The following is a 15071-nucleotide window of genomic DNA, read 5'->3' on the forward strand; positions in this document are numbered from 1 at the left end:
ACTCATGAAAAAAATCGCATTCGGGTTACTAGTATTGTTGGGTAATGTATCATTAGCTCAAGAAAATACAGACGTTAAAAAAGAGACTAAATTTCAAGTAGGAGTTCATTACGTTGGAAATCTTCGTAATGAAAACATTATTAGTGACGGTTTTAATGGAATTGTCGGTATTTCCGCTAATTACGCAATTTATCAAAATGAAATGATTTCGATTTTTGGAGGTTTGAATATCGACTATTTGCAATCTAGAGATTTATTTTTACAAAATGATATCCTAATTTGGAACCCCAATGCTAGTATTGAAGTTGACGTTTTTAAAGGTAAATTAAAACCGTTCTTTGGTATAGGATATGCTTTTTTTTCAAATGATTTCAAATATGTTACTGGTATTTCTGACCCAATGGATCCAGCAATAACAATACGAGAAAAAAAACTTAACTTCAATGGTTTAACAATTAATCCGGGTTTAAAATATCATGTTTCTGATTTGTTTTTTATAGAAGGTAATTACAAATATTTTCCAATAAATTCTAATGATTTTGATGGAGCTGCTAATACGCATTTTATCAATTTAGGTCTTGGCTTTAAATTTTAAATATGAAAGAATTCACCAATAATTCCATCGACTTAAACCAACTTCCGAAATTCGAAGAAGTGCAATTGAAAGGTTTAAATCCCAAGTATATTACAGTTTTACTTTTTAATTTTTCATTGCTTTTACTATTGGTTATTGGAGGATTTTCAGCCTTGTTTTACTTCAATCAAGATGCTTTTTCCAATATAATTTGGATGGCAATTTTAGTTGGACTAGTATTGTTTTTAGCAGGATTAGTTGTGTTTACAAAATTTAGTTTTCAGAAAAAAGGGTATGCTTTTAGAGAACACGACGCCATTTATAAATCGGGATTAATTTCGGAGACTACGACGATTATTCCTTTTAATAGAGTACAGCATGTTGCTTTGCATCAGGGATTTATTTCTAGAAAATTAGGTTTGGCTTCTGTTGAATTATTCACCGCTGGTGGTAGTAGTTCGGATTTAGAAATTCCTGGTTTGCTTTTGGCTGATGCCCAAATCATTAAGAATTTGGTTTCCCAAAAAATTAATCCGCCCAAGCAAGACGAACCCATTGAAGTAGTACCAACAGAAACTCTGTTATCTGAAGAACATGAATAAATCAGTTGATTTTTCACAGCCGCAACGACAATCGCTTCCGGGGATTTTGGTTATGTTTGCCAATTCCTTGCAGAAGACGGTTCGTGCTTTGTGGCCGATGTTGTTGATTTGGTTAGTCAAGTTTGATTCGCTTAATAAATTGGTTTTCTTTGGAAGTGTAGCGGGTGTTGTTTTGATAATTGCAATTATTTCGTACTTACAATATTTGTTTTTTACCTTTCATATTGATGAAGAAAATGGTGAGTTTGTCATTCAAAAAGGCGTATTGAATAAAACGAGAATCACCATTCAGTTGCATAAAATTCAGCAAGTTAATATCAATCAAAGTTTAATTCAACGTTTGGTTGGGGTTCATAAATTGGAAATTGACACTGCTGGAAGCGATAAAAAAGAAGCTTCTATTAGTGCCATTTCTCATGAGTTGGCAACTATTCTGAAAGAACGATTAATCAATCATTCGCAATTAGAACTGACTGAGAATGCTGAAAAAAATGTTGAAGAGATAACGCCAACATCCTTTATAAAAATTGGATTACCAAGTTTGATTAAAATCGGATTTACTTCGAATTATATTAAAAGTTTTGCTTTAATTTTCCTGTTTTTTACAACCATTGTTGAGAATTTGCAACAAATGAATGCAGAGGTGATAAATGAAGATCAAGTAACTAGTTATTTGGATACTTTACCTATCTATACTTCTATTCTTATTGTAATAGGTTTCTTTATTACCTTGATTTTACTAGTGAATTTGGTTCGAACAATTTTGAAGTACTTCGATTTCACCATTCAGAAAAGCAAACAAGCGATTATTCTGTCATACGGATTACTTTCGACAAAAAACACCTTGTTGAATCCAAATAAAGTTCAAAAAATTAAAGTTACTCAAAACTACTTTCAAAAGAAATTGGATGTAACCACGATTGGCATACATCAAGCCTCAAGTGATGCTGAGAAAGTAAAAGAAAAAGACCAAATTGAAGTCCCAGGTTGTACTGAAAACGAACGCGATGCTATTCTAAAATTGTTATTAGGGCAATTACCTCAAAAAGGAACGATGTATTTGCCGAATTGGAGAAAATTAGCGGTGAATACGTTTTTCTTTTTATTAGTTCCAATAGTCGTAACCTTATTCCTAAATCACAAAACGGATTTTGTAGCTTGGAACGATTGGTTCATGTATACAGCTATTTTTTCTGTTTTCGCCGGAGTGATGCTTTGGTTTTCGTTTAAAAATTACAAACTTTTTGTTTCCAATGATTTCATCATCAAACAAAATGGCGCTTGGGATATTGATACGACAATTATAGAACCCTATAAAATTCAAGCTATCGAAACCCAACAATTTTTTTGGCAAAAAGCAACGAATATCGGTTCGGTTACGCTATCAACAGCAGGAGGAACCGTAAGTTTTACCACAGGAAATTACACCGAAATTAAGCAATTGGTTAATTATTGGTTGTATCAAGTGGAAACTTGGGAAAAGAATTGGATGTAGTGGAGTTGGAAGTAGGAAGTTAGAAGTTAGAAGTTAGAAGTTAGAAGTTTGGAGATGGGAGATTGGAGATTGGAGTAGGAAGTTGGGAGTTTGATATTATTGACTTAGTTTTGTTATTCCGCCGAAGTAGGAATCTCCTACGAAGTAGGCTTACATTAGAGCGAAGCGAAAACCATTGCTCTTGAACTTGAACTTGCCCTTGAACTTGATTTTAATTAAAATAATTAAATAATGAAACACTGGATACAAGCCGCACGATTACGAACTTTACCACTTTCCGTTTCTGGAATAATTGTAGGAAGCGCTTATGCCTATTATCAAGGATATTCCGATTGGAGAATTGTGGTTTTGGCGTTATTAACTACGTTAGGATTACAAGTATTGTCCAATTACGCCAACGATTACGGTGATGGCGTAAAAGGAACCGATGCAAATAGAATAGGCGAAAAACGTTTAGTAGCAGCCGGAGTTATCACAGCCGAGCAAATGAAAAAAGCGGTTATCATCACAGCTATTTTGACTTTCATTATTGCGCTGTTATTGATTTACATAGCTTTTGGAAAAGAGAATTTCGCCTTAAGTTTGATATTCATCTTATTAGGAATTGGTTCTATCGGAGCAGCTATTAAATATACGGTTGGGAAAAGCGCATATGGGTATAGCGGTTTTGGAGATGTGTTTGTGTTTATTTTCTTTGGATTGGTTTCGGTAATTGGTTCTAATTTTTTGTTTACCCATTTTATCGATTGGAAATTATTCTTACCCGCAACAGCCATCGGATTATTAAGTGTAGCTGTATTGAATTTGAATAATATGCGCGATATTGAAAATGATAAAATCGCTGGAAAGAATACGTTGGTAGTGAAAATGGGATTAGAGAATGCGAAAAAATATCAGTACTTTTTAATCATCACAGCAACAGTATTATTTATGTTTTTTGAAGTTCTTTTGAACCTCCAAAGTTTAGTAGTAATTGTTTGTTTTGTTTTGTTTACAAATCATATTTTCTTTGTTAAGAAGAATAGTATTCCTAAAGAGTTTGATTCACAATTAAAAGTTGTCGCTCTAGGTACTTTCATTATTAGTTTACTTTTTTTTATAAATGTGGTATTTTTAACTAATTGGATAAAAAATACTTTTTACTAATCACTAAAATAAAATCTATGAAAATCACATTTTACGGACACGCTTGTATCGGAATTGAAGTTAATGAAGTTCACATTTTAGTGGACCCGTTCATTTCTGGAAATCCAAAGGCTTCTCATATTGATATCAATACGTTGAAAGCGGATTATATATTGCTAACTCACGCACATCAAGACCATATTTTGGACGTAGAGGCGATTGCTAAACGTACTGAAGCGGTTATTGTTTCTAACTACGAAATTGCTTCACATTACGGAAACAAAGGTTTTAATTACCATCCTATGAATCACGGCGGAAGTTGGGATTTTGAGTTTGGAACAGTTAAATATGTAATTGCGTTACACACTTCTTCTTTTCCTGATGGAAGCTACGGAGGACAACCTGGCGGATTTGTTATTGAAGGCGAACACAAAAACATCTACATCGCAGGCGATACCGCTTTAACTATGGATATGAAACTAATTCCAATGCGAACTAAATTAGATTTAGCCATTTTACCAATTGGAAGCAACTTCACTATGGACGTTGAAGATGCTATTATTGCTTCTGATTTTGTACAATGCGATAAAGTGTTAGGCTATCATTTTGATACGTTTGGTTACATCGAAATCAATCATGAAGAAGCGAAACGCAAATTTTTCGATAAAGGAAAAGATTTGATGTTATTAGAAATTGGAGCAAGTATCGAATTGTAAATTTGGTACAAAAATTGAATGGGTAATTAAACACAATAGGCACATAGTATTTTAAACTATGTTTTCTGTGTAAAGTATAATGCCTCAAAATAAACACCAAGTAGAACTATGATTCTATGTGTTTTTAAAAAAATAAAATGAACAAATTATTATATTTCGTATCCGCCGTATTATTTTCAAGCTCAATTTATGCTCAGAAAGATGGTTTTTGGGACAAAGAACGTGCTACTACAAAAGAAATAACACTTTCAGCCGGAAAACGCGCTTTAATCAAAACAGAAGATTTACCAGTTGGAACGACTGAATTCGTTTATAGAGTCACGGTTTTGGATGAAAATCAGAAACTGACTTCGAGTTTGGTTTCGGTATTGAAAGCGATTCCTGATCCTACTGGAATTAGCCAAGGAACGGCTGGTGCGATTCATTTAACTTCTGCTATTTCGGGTGATGATAAGTGTACGTTTGCCTTGTTTCAAGAGGCGAATTCTGCCAATTTATTTTTAAAAGAAGGTAAAACCGATAGAGCGTGCTGGGAACAAAAAGAAAAGGTAAACAAAGATGCCAAGTTGATTTCGTCTTCTTCGTTATGTTTGACCAATTTACCTAATTTATGGTTCGGATTTGAAAGTCAAAATTGGGTGATGAAACAAAAAATCGTTTTAGAAGTGGTGCCTTGGGTCGATTATAAAGCGAGTAGAGGTTGGGATAAAACAGTAAAGAATGAAATTTTAAATACCGCAAAAAAGCTTCCCGTAGTTTCAAAATTGACAAAAAAAGACGCTTTTTATGCTGCTTTTCTAGAAAACATCAGTAAAAAGTACACCTACAGAGAGTTTTCTCAACTTTTAGTTGTAGAGAAAAATAATGCCATTGAAAAGCTTACGGAAGAAAGTTTAAAAGAAACTGGGGAAGTAAAAGCGTATTACGATATCATTCGAGAGAAATCAAATGCTGCTTTCCAAAAAGGAAATTATGAAGAAGCGATTTCAATTCTTTTCACCGAAATGTTTGCCAAAAAAAGAGCGACTTACTTAGATTATCAAATCTTGGGCGATTATTATTTGTATTCAAAACAATTCACAAAAGCAGAAGAAACGTATAATAAAGGCATAAAATTGAATCCATCTGAAATTCATTTTCAGTTGAATTTAGCTCACGTTTATTTGTTTACTAATAAGATTTCAGAATCCAAAGATATTCACAAAAAATACGCACATGAGAGTTTATCTAATGGCAAAACCTGGATAGCACAAACGAAATCGGATTTCATAACTTTCGAAAAACACAAATTACCAACAGATAATTTCAAGAAAATCTTGAGAGTTTTAGAATAAAATATCAATAGCAAGTTTAAGTACAAAAATCAACTTTAAAACTTTGAAATTTGTACTTGAATTTGCACTTGTACTTGGATATGAAAGCAACCTACAAAAAATACATCCTAAATTTTAAACGTCCAAGTGGCACTTCTCGAGGTGTAATGACAGAGAAAGAAACTTGGTTTTTAATCTTGGAAGATAATGGTAAAATTGGAATTGGTGAGTGTGGTATTTTACGAACCCTTTCTATTGATGATAGACCAGAATATGAAGAAAAATTACAATGGGTATGCCAGAACATTCATTTGGAAAAAGACCAATTGTGGGATGCATTACTAGAGTTTCCTTCGATTCAATTTGGTTTAGAAATGGCGTTTTTGTCTTTACAGTCGAAAACACCTTTCGATTTATTTCCTTCTGATTTTACAACTGGTAAAAAGAATATGTTAATCAACGGTTTGGTTTGGATGGGCGAGGAGCACTTCATGAAAACCCAAATCGAAGAAAAAATAGCACAAGGATTTTCGTGTATAAAACTGAAAATTGGAGCGATTGATTTCGAAAAAGAATTAGGTTTGTTGCGATTCATTCGTCAAAATTTTGATGCTAAAACCATTGAAATTCGAGTAGATGCTAATGGTGCTTTTAATTCGAATGAAGCTTTAAGTAAATTGAATCAATTAAATGAATTTGAATTACATAGTATAGAACAACCAATTAAATTCAATCAAATTCAAGAGATGAAAATCCTTTGTCAACAAACGCCTTTTCCAATCGCGTTAGACGAAGAATTAATTGGTGTTTTTGGAATTGAGAAAAAACGAAAATTACTAGAAGAAATTCAACCCCAATACATCATTTTAAAACCAAGTTTAGTCGGTGGTTTCAAAGGAACATTAGAATGGATTTCGATTGCCGAAAGTTTAAATATCGGTTGGTGGATTACTTCTGCATTAGAAAGCAACATCGGATTAAATGCGATTACGCAATTTACTTTCACACTCAATAATCCCATGCCGCAAGGTTTAGGAACGGGTGGTTTGTATACGAATAACTTCGATTGTCCGTTAGAAATTGAGAAGGGACATATTCAGTATAATGTTGATAAACAATGGGATATTTCTAATTTAGGAATTTAGGTTACAGTTTAGAACAAGGATGATTTTATTTAAACGCAAAGAACGCTAAGTTTTTTCGCAAAGGTCGGTAAGGAGTAACTAGATTAGTAACTTGAATTTCTGAGAAAACGTATTACATTGATAGTGTAAAGTAGGATTGTCCCCTTGAGGTCCCGATAGCTATCGGGATTAGGGGTGTTTCGAGTTTGTACTTGATTTTGAACTTGATTTTGAACTTGCCCTTGAGTTGGCACGCGGATAAAACGGGACCGCCTAGGCGGAGCGCTGGTGGTGACGGATTTTTTAGGTACCTTTTGCCTTCGAGAGCCTCAGGCAACGGTTAGAGTAGTTCTTATGAAATGCTAATAAAATAAATATTCTTAGAAAGAATTGTCCCCTTGAGGGGACTTTAGGGGTGTAGCGGGTTTGTACTTGAATTTTGAATTTGAACTTGCCCTTGAACTTATTCTCCGTTTACAAGTATTATTTCCTAAATTTGCACAACTAAATCATTTATCCAATGTTTCGTTTAAAATTACCAACCGACCCAAGATGGGCCAACATAGCAGAAGGAAATTTAGAAGAAATTCTAACCGATCATGCTTGGTGCGAATTGAAAGCGTCTTCTAACGCCATTATGTTAATCAATATGTTGCCTGAGTTCACAGAAATTACTACCGAGTTGACGAAGATTGCGAAAGAAGAAATGGATCATTTTGAGCAAGTGCATGAGATTATCAAAGCGCGTGGTTGGGTATTAGGGCGAGAACGAAAAGACAGTTATGTAAACGATTTGTTCAAGTTCATGAAGCCAGGAAATCGCAAACATTTGATTGTGGAACGTATGTTGTTTGCTGCTATGATTGAAGCCAGAAGCTGCGAACGTTTTAAAGTGCTTTCTGATAATATCAAAGACGAAGAACTAGCAAAATTTTATCGTGAATTAATGATTTCAGAAGCCAATCATTACACTTCTTTCTTGCAATTTGCAAACGAATTAGCAGAAGAAGGTTATGACGTTAAAAAGCGTTGGGAAGAATGGCTAGAATTTGAAGCTAAAGTAATTGCGAGTTACGGGAAATCGGAGACGATTCATGGGTAAAAGTTTGTAGTCTCAGTCTCAGTGTTCAGTGAATATACTGCGACTGAAAACTGTGACTGTCAACTATTCTTCGCTTCAATCCACTTACTCATATACTTCGTGCTTTGTAGACTTTGATGTTGCAATATTTGTCCCAAGAAGTTTTGATTTCTATGTGTTTTCAAATGTTCTTGAATATGTGCTACTTTAGTTATGAAATCACTTGCAAATAATTCTTTTTTGAAACGTTTTTCGATAATCTCATAACCGTTTTTTTGAGCGGTTTTCCAAATTGATTTATTGGTATATAATTCGACCGTTTTTGCTACAAAATCATCTTCATCTCATGGATGAAAGTATGCAGTCTCAGTCTCAGTTTTCAGATATTCTGCGACTGTCAACTATTCTTCGCTTCAATCCACTTTCTCATATACTTCGTATTCTGTAAACTTTGATGTTGTAAAATTTGTCCCCAAAAGTTTTGGTTTCTATGGTTTTTTAAATCCATTTGAAGTTCTTCAATTCTATTCATAAAATCACTTGCAAATAATTCTTTTTTGAAGCGGTTTTTGATGATTTCATAACCATTTTGTTGAGCGGTTTCCCAAAGCGATTTATTGGTATATAATTCGACCGCTTTTGCTACAAAATCATTTTCATCTCATGGATGAAAGTATGCAGTCTCAGTGTTCAGTGAATATACTGCGACTGTCAACTGCGACTGTCAACTATTCTTAGCTTCAATCCACTTGCTCATATACTTCGTACTCTGTAAACTTTGATGTTGTAAAACTTGTCCCCAAAAGTTTTGGTTTCTATGGTTTTTTAAATCCATTTTAAGTTCTTCAATTCTATTCATAAAATCAGTTTCATATAATTTCTTTTTGAAACGTTTTTCAATCATTTCATAACCGTTTTGTTGAGCGGTTTCCCAAAGGGATTTATTGGTATATAATTCGACCGCTTTTGCTACAAAATCATTTTCATCTCATGGATAAAAGTATGCAGTCTCAGTCTCAGTTTTCAGATATTCTGCGACTGTCAACTGTGACTGTCAACTATTCTTCGCTTCAATCCATTTACTCATATACTTGGTGCTTTGTAAACTTTGGTGTTGTAGTATTTGTCCTAAGAAGTTTTGGTTTCTGTGTGTTTTCAAATGCTCTTGAAGATATTCTACTTGATTGATAAAATCTCTTGCAAATAATTCCTTTTTAAAACGTTTTTCTATAATCTCATATCCGTTTTGTTGAGCGGTTTCCCAAAGGGATTTATTGGTATATAATTCGACTGCTTTTTCTACAAATTCATTCTCATCGGAAGTGATGAATCCGTTCCAATCTAAATTGCCGTGCATTCCTTCGGCACCCATTTTTGTTGTAACAGAAGGTAATCCTAATTGCATAGCTTCAAATAATTTGCCTTTCAAACCCGCTCCGTAAGGAATTGGCGCTAATAAAACTTTTGCTTTTGCATACACGTCTCTAACGCTTTCGGCTCTTCCTTTGATTAAGAAACCTTCTTTTTCATTGTGTAATTGCTTGGCTTTTTCCGAAACATATGCACCATAAACGTGAAGTTCAGCTTCAGGAAGTTGTTTTTTGATGGATTTCCACTGTTTTTTTAATTGTAAAACGGTTTGCCAATTAGGTTCGTGCAAAAAGTTGCCGATGCTTATAAAATGATTTCGTTCTTCAAATTTTGGAACATTTATATTTATTTCTTCCGATAGAAAAGGCAAATAGTACAAAAGAGAAGCGTCAATTTTGAATGTTTCCGTAGCCAATTGCATTTCGTATTCGGAAATTAATAAAGTCAAATCACATCTGTAAATAGAAGCCATTTCGCGTTTAAAAACATCGGAAATATAATCTTCAAAGACCAATTCGCGATTTTGTTTGAACGCTACTTCTCGGGCTTTTCTTAAGAAATGTAAATCTTCAGTGTCTAAAATTCGTAAGGCATTCGGGCAGTTTTCCATCACACGCCAGCCGTATTGTTCTTCAATCATAAAACGGTCAAAAAGCACTGCATCGGGATTTAACTCTTTGATGAGTGTATCGAAAGAACTGTCATTTAATTGAATCGCTTGCGTTTTAACTGAAATGGTAATCAAATCAAACGAAAAATCCGAAGGCATTGCCGAACACAAAAACGTGATGTCATAGTCTTGCTTTTGAAACAAGGCAATGAGTTGCAACATTCTGTTTCCTGCTGCGGTTGAATTGGGTTCTGGCCATACGGCTCCAATGATGACTAAGTGCTTCATTAGGCAAAGATAGTTATATAGTTTTTAGGTTTCAAGTTTCAGGTTTCAAGTTCAAATTGAAAATTTAAAAGTAAATTTGCACTAATCACTAATCACTTAAAAATGACTTTTTTTAAATTTTGTCCAAGTTGTGCTTCAACGCATTTTTCGTTTCCTGATAATCGTCGGTTTTTATGTGAGGATTGTGGGTTTACTTATTATCATAATATTGCGGCGGCTGTAGCGCTTGTTTTTACGTTTGAAGACAAGGTGTTGTTTACGGTTCGAAATGTGGACCCAGACAAAGGGAAATGGGATTTACCTGGAGGATTTATCGACCCAAATGAAACGGCGGAAGAAGCGGCTTGTAGAGAGATTAGAGAGGAGTTGGGATTAAATTTGCAGCCTTCGGATTTAAAGTATATTACGACTTCACCAAATAATTATTTGTACAAAAACGTGCCGTACCGAACGATGGATATTTTTTATGAATGCGCCTTGCCTTCAGATGTAATTAATGTAGCTGCTGAAGACGAAATTCAGGAATTAATTTGGGTGAAACGTTCGGAAATTGATTTGGGGAAAATTGGTTTTGTTTCGATTAGAAAAGTGATAGGAGAAAAGTATTTGAAATAGTTGATTTTGTTGGCAGATTTTTTAGTTACACAAAGTAGCACTAAGTTTTGCACAGAGTTACAGGAAGTTTCTTTGAAGTGGTTTGTGTTGAGAGAGTTGTACTGAGCGTTTTACTTATTTGAGTTTTCTAACCGCACCGTTTGTCATGCTGTAAAGCATCTCTTGTATAAGTGATAATTTGCTACATAGTGTTTTACACCGAGCTGCACAGAGTTTCTTTTTATTTGGATTGCGTTGAGAGAGCTACACCGAGCGTTTCACTTATTTGAGTTTTCTAATCGCACCGTTTGTCATGCTGTAAAGCATCTCTTGTATAAGTGATTGATGATGGGTGATGGGTTGGCTTTTACTTCGTAAAGCTTTGTGTTCTTTGTGCTTTCTTAGTGCGCGTTGTGGTTAAGATTTTACACCGAGCTACACCGAGTTTCTTTTGAAGAGAATTGCGTTGAGAGAGCTACACAGAGCGTTTTACTTATTTGAGTTTTCTAACCGCCCAGTTTGTCATGCTGCTAAGCATCGCTATTTATTTTTGCCCTTGAACTTGTTCTTGCCCTTGAACTTGTTCTTGCCCTTGCCCTTAAATTATCATTATACAATTTTTCAATAGCAAACAAAGCTTTGATGTGTTGAAAAAGAATACTTTCTTCCAAGCAACATAAATTTTGTGAGCTGCTTATTTTTCAGATGGTCTGAGCGATATGATATGTAATTTGTGTAAATATAATTGTTTGAAATTCAATAGGTTAAAAAATTATATTGATTTACTGACAATTACCAGCTTTGTTAAAAAAACCTACAAATTGTGAATAACTTTGACTTTCATTTATCATTTCAAATTATAAACTTTGTAAAAGCAGTAAGGCATACTTTGCGATGTACTTAGCTAAAAAATTATTTATCAATTTAATACATTAAAAAATGAGTATTAAATTTAAAGTTCTTCCTAAGAAGAATCCACAGGACATTACAGCGCCTGAAAAGTTTTATGCAACTTCGATTGCAAATGGTGAAACCTCTTTAGAGTCGTTAGCCGAGATTATTTCGTATCAGTGTACGTTAACTGATACCGATTGTTATGCCGTGTTAAGAGCCTTAGAGCGCAATATGCTCTTAGAACTTAGCCAAGGTAGAATTGTAAAATTAGGTCATGTAGGCACTTTTCAAGTGAGTGTGAGTGCTACCGGGCAAGACCTTGCAGAAGATGTTACGGCAACGGACATCAAGAAAAGTCGCATTTTGTTTCGTCCAGCTAAAAAGCTGAAACAAATGCTAGGTACGTTAAGTTACCAAAAAGCGAGCTAGTTACCCGCTTGTGAGATTAAATCTCTCTCGAAAGCCTCGAACGTTCCCGCGTTCGGGGCTTTTTTTTGCACAAAAAACACTTCTAATTCGACAAGTGCAGTTGAAAAACTCGACCTGACGAATTGAAAAACTCGACTTGACGAGTTGAAAAAAAGGGTTTAATGAATTAAAATTGAACGAAAAAGAAACAAAAAAGTAGGTTTTTTATAAAAAAAGGCATGAAAAAAGCTCAAAAAAATGGAGCTAGTTACCCGTTTTTGAGCTAAATTCTATCGAAAGCCTCGAATAGTTCCCGCTATTCGTATCGAAATAATATGGTAAATGTACAGTATTTTTATATAAAATATAAAAAAATTTTTAATTTTTTTTAAATTGTACACTTACAAACCAAAAGATTCCATTGGTTAACGTACTATTTTTTTGTAGGTTTGGAATTGTAAAAAATCACATCAATAATGACACTTTCTCAATACATCGATAAAATAAATACGCTTTATAAAACAGGAAACGCTCGAGAACATTCCTATCGTGGTGATTTACAAAACCTTATCATGGCAATTTTGCCCGATGTTTTGGTAACCAACGAACCCGCTCGAGTGGATTGCGGCGCGCCTGATTATGTATTGACCCGCAAAGACGTTCCTGTTGGTTACATTGAAGCGAAAGACATTGGAGTAGATTTAGGAAGCAAAACCTTAAAAGAACAATTTGACCGATACAAATCGGGATTATCCAATTTGATTTTTACTGATTATATGGATTTCCATTTTTACAAAGATGGAGAACTAACCACCAAAATTGCTATTGCTACCCTTCGACAAGCTCAGGATGGTAAATCGGTTGAAATTGTTCCGATTACGGAAAACTTTGACCAATTTAACCAACTAATAAAAAACTTTGCCGAAACCATTTCCCAAACCATAAAGTCACCTACTAAATTGGCTCAAATGATGGCGGGGAAGGCTCGTTTAATGGCTGACGTTATTGAGAAATCATTAAACCATGACGACCAAGAAGGCAAACGTTCGCAACTAAAAGCACAAATGCTTTCGTTTCAACAAATGTTGATACACGACATCGATAACAAAGCGTTTTCGGATATTTACGCTCAAACCATTGCTTATGGTATGTTTGCAGCTCGTTATCATGACCCTACATTACCAACATTTTCAAGAATGGAAGCGGCTGAATTGATTCCAAAATCAAATCCTTTTCTTAGAAAATTATTTCAAGACATTGCGGGTTTTGATTTAGATACCCGTTTAACTTGGATAGTTGACGAGTTGGTTAATATTTTCCTAGCTTCAGACGTGGCTCAAATTATGAAAAACTTTGGTAAAAGCACCAAACAGGAAGACCCTGTAGTTCACTTTTACGAAACGTTTTTAGGGGAATACAATCCCGCCTTAAGAAAAGCAAGAGGAGTTTGGTACACACCGCAACCTGTGGTTAATTTTATTGTTCGTGCCGTAGATGATATTTTAAAAACCGAGTTTAACTTACCAAATGGTTTAGCCGATACCAGCAAAATAAAAATTAAGAAAAAAGCGGTTACCCAAACGGGAACGGGTGCCAACTCCAAAATAAAAGAGGTTGCAACTGAAACAGAAGTTCACAAAGTACAAATCTTAGACCCAGCAACAGGAACAGGAACTTTCCTTGCCGAAGTAGTAAAACACATACACAAGAAATTTGAAGGTCAACAAGGAATTTGGAGCAAGTATGTAACCAACGATTTAATACCAAGATTAAACGGCTTTGAGTTGCTAATGGCGAGTTATGCCATGGCACATTTGAAAATGGACATGCTATTAACCGAAACAGGTTACAAGCCAACCACCCCGCCCGATGGGCACCCCTCCAAAGGAGGGGAATCTCAGAGATTGAAAATATTTTTGACCAACTCATTAGAAGAAGCACACCCCGATACCCAAACCCTATTTAGTAGTTGGTTAAGTGACGAAGCCGACCAAGCGAATGCCATAAAAAGAGATGCACCTGTAATGGTAGTGATTGGAAATCCACCTTATAGTGGTGAAAGCGCCAATAAAGGGGAATGGATTATGAACCTAATGGAAGATTACAAAAAAGAACCAGGAGGAAAAGAGAAATTAAAAGAGCGAAATCCAAAATGGATAAATGACGATTATGTAAAATTCATGCGTTTTGGGCAACACTTTATAGATAAAAATGGAAGTGGAATATTAGCATTTATTAACCCACACGGATTTTTAGATAATCCGACATTTAGAGGTATGCGTTGGAATTTATTAAAAACATATGATAAAATTTATACGATAGATTTACACGGAAATAGCAACAAAAAAGAAACATCACCCGATGGCTCAATAGATCAAAATGTTTTTGACATTAAGCAAGGAGTATCTATTAATTTTTTTATAAAAAAAGAAGGAAATAAAAAAGATAAATTAGCTGAAGTTTTTCATTTTGATTTGTATGGAATTAGGGATGGAAAATATGATTTTTTAAATAATAACTGTTTAAAATCAATAAAGTTTGAAAATATTGATTTGAAAGAACCACTATATTTATTTTCTAAAACAGATAATTTAAAAAATGAATTTTATCAAAAAGGTTTTTCGGTAAACGACTTTTTTACAATTAACGGGGTAGGTTTAACAACCGCACATGATGAATTTGTAATTAATGAATCCAAGGAAAAACTTTTAAGTTATTTTGTTGAATTTCAAAATACCGAAAGAGATACTGAACTATTACACCAAAAATTCAATGTAAAGAAAAAAAATGGATGGAATATTCTAGAAGGGTATGATAATATTAAGAATGAAAATAATTTAGATAAATATATAAAAAAAATATCTTATAGGCCTTTT

General features: G+C 34.3%; 13 protein-coding genes. 11 read left to right on the forward strand and 2 right to left on the reverse strand.

The features are described 5' to 3' along the window. The first annotated feature begins 4 nt into the window (after positions 1 to 4). The 8 genes from B4I81_RS03340 (at position 5) to B4I81_RS03375 (ending at position 8051) form a co-directional block, all read left to right on the forward strand. Positions 5 to 595 carry an outer membrane beta-barrel protein gene (locus tag B4I81_RS03340; RefSeq protein ID WP_291107495.1) on the forward strand — a complete coding sequence of 197 codons (591 nt, stop codon included), beginning with the start codon at positions 5 to 7 and terminating at the stop codon, positions 593 to 595. Positions 596 to 597: 2 nt separating this feature from the next. Beyond that, complete coding sequence (locus tag B4I81_RS03345) at positions 598 to 1176, forward strand: PH domain-containing protein (protein WP_291107498.1); 579 nt, start codon at positions 598 to 600, stop codon at positions 1174 to 1176. Next, positions 1169 to 2671: a PH domain-containing protein gene (locus B4I81_RS03350; protein ID WP_291107501.1), complete on the forward strand. Its 1503-nt coding sequence runs from the start codon at positions 1169 to 1171 to the stop codon at positions 2669 to 2671. Before B4I81_RS03345 ends, B4I81_RS03350 begins: the two co-directional genes overlap by 8 nt. Before the next feature lie 231 nt (positions 2672 to 2902). Continuing rightward, complete coding sequence (gene menA, locus B4I81_RS03355) at positions 2903 to 3817, forward strand: 1,4-dihydroxy-2-naphthoate octaprenyltransferase (protein ID WP_291107504.1); 915 nt, start codon at positions 2903 to 2905, stop codon at positions 3815 to 3817. A 17-nt stretch (positions 3818 to 3834) separates the two neighbouring features. Continuing rightward, on the forward strand, positions 3835 to 4512 hold the full coding sequence (locus B4I81_RS03360) for a metal-dependent hydrolase (protein WP_291107507.1): 678 nt from the start codon (positions 3835 to 3837) through the stop codon (positions 4510 to 4512). Between the two features lie 137 nt (positions 4513 to 4649). Continuing rightward, on the forward strand, positions 4650 to 5846 hold the full coding sequence (locus B4I81_RS03365) for a tetratricopeptide repeat protein (RefSeq protein WP_291107510.1): 1197 nt from the start codon (positions 4650 to 4652) through the stop codon (positions 5844 to 5846). Positions 5847 to 5926: 80 nt separating this feature from the next. Further along, positions 5927 to 6970 carry an o-succinylbenzoate synthase gene (locus B4I81_RS03370; RefSeq protein ID WP_291107513.1) on the forward strand — a complete coding sequence of 348 codons (1044 nt, stop codon included), beginning with the start codon at positions 5927 to 5929 and terminating at the stop codon, positions 6968 to 6970. A gap of 499 nt (positions 6971 to 7469) precedes the next feature. Then, positions 7470 to 8051, forward strand: coding sequence for a tRNA-(ms[2]io[6]A)-hydroxylase (locus B4I81_RS03375; RefSeq protein WP_291107516.1), 582 nt, complete (start codon positions 7470 to 7472; stop codon positions 8049 to 8051). Positions 8052 to 8754: 703 nt separating this feature from the next. Here B4I81_RS03375 and B4I81_RS03380 read toward each other — a convergent pair. Continuing rightward, positions 8755 to 8934, reverse strand: a complete 180-nt coding sequence (locus B4I81_RS03380) for a hypothetical protein (RefSeq protein WP_291107518.1) — start codon at positions 8932 to 8934, stop codon at positions 8755 to 8757. 150 nt (positions 8935 to 9084) lie between these two features. Beyond that, complete coding sequence (locus B4I81_RS03385) at positions 9085 to 10299, reverse strand: glycosyltransferase family 4 protein (RefSeq protein ID WP_291107521.1); 1215 nt, start codon at positions 10297 to 10299, stop codon at positions 9085 to 9087. A 102-nt stretch (positions 10300 to 10401) separates the two neighbouring features. Between B4I81_RS03385 and B4I81_RS03390 the strand changes: the two genes are divergently transcribed. The 3 genes from B4I81_RS03390 to B4I81_RS03400 all read left to right on the forward strand — a co-directional run. Further along, entirely contained in the window at positions 10402 to 10914 is a 513-nt protein-coding gene (locus B4I81_RS03390; RefSeq protein ID WP_291107524.1) for an NUDIX hydrolase, read from the forward strand. A gap of 918 nt (positions 10915 to 11832) precedes the next feature. Further along, positions 11833 to 12216, forward strand: coding sequence for an HU family DNA-binding protein (locus tag B4I81_RS03395; RefSeq protein WP_291107526.1), 384 nt, complete (start codon positions 11833 to 11835; stop codon positions 12214 to 12216). A 455-nt stretch (positions 12217 to 12671) separates the two neighbouring features. Continuing rightward, the coding region (locus B4I81_RS03400; protein ID WP_291107529.1) for an Eco57I restriction-modification methylase domain-containing protein at positions 12672 to 15071 on the forward strand (2400 nt) is incomplete at its 3' end.

The organism is Flavobacterium sp. UBA6195, from assembly GCF_002422095.1.
In the GTDB taxonomy this organism is placed as follows: domain Bacteria; phylum Bacteroidota; class Bacteroidia; order Flavobacteriales; family Flavobacteriaceae; genus Flavobacterium.

Bases quoted from the DNA above. Each gene is read 5' to 3' on its own strand.
- B4I81_RS03340 (WP_291107495.1), top strand. From the start codon at position 5: ATGAAAAAAATCGCATTCGGGTTACTAGTATTGTTGGGTAATGTATCA.
- B4I81_RS03345 (WP_291107498.1), top strand. From the start codon at position 598: ATGAAAGAATTCACCAATAATTCCATCGACTTAAACCAACTTCCGAAA.
- B4I81_RS03350 (WP_291107501.1), top strand. From the start codon at position 1,169: ATGAATAAATCAGTTGATTTTTCACAGCCGCAACGACAATCGCTTCCG.
- menA (WP_291107504.1), top strand. From the start codon at position 2,903: ATGAAACACTGGATACAAGCCGCACGATTACGAACTTTACCACTTTCC.
- B4I81_RS03360 (WP_291107507.1), top strand. From the start codon at position 3,835: ATGAAAATCACATTTTACGGACACGCTTGTATCGGAATTGAAGTTAAT.
- B4I81_RS03365 (WP_291107510.1), top strand. From the start codon at position 4,650: ATGAACAAATTATTATATTTCGTATCCGCCGTATTATTTTCAAGCTCA.
- B4I81_RS03370 (WP_291107513.1), top strand. From the start codon at position 5,927: ATGAAAGCAACCTACAAAAAATACATCCTAAATTTTAAACGTCCAAGT.
- B4I81_RS03375 (WP_291107516.1), top strand. From the start codon at position 7,470: ATGTTTCGTTTAAAATTACCAACCGACCCAAGATGGGCCAACATAGCA.
- B4I81_RS03380 (WP_291107518.1), bottom strand. From the start codon at position 8,934: ATGATTGAAAAACGTTTCAAAAAGAAATTATATGAAACTGATTTTATG.
- B4I81_RS03385 (WP_291107521.1), bottom strand. From the start codon at position 10,299: ATGAAGCACTTAGTCATCATTGGAGCCGTATGGCCAGAACCCAATTCA.
- B4I81_RS03390 (WP_291107524.1), top strand. From the start codon at position 10,402: ATGACTTTTTTTAAATTTTGTCCAAGTTGTGCTTCAACGCATTTTTCG.
- B4I81_RS03395 (WP_291107526.1), top strand. From the start codon at position 11,833: ATGAGTATTAAATTTAAAGTTCTTCCTAAGAAGAATCCACAGGACATT.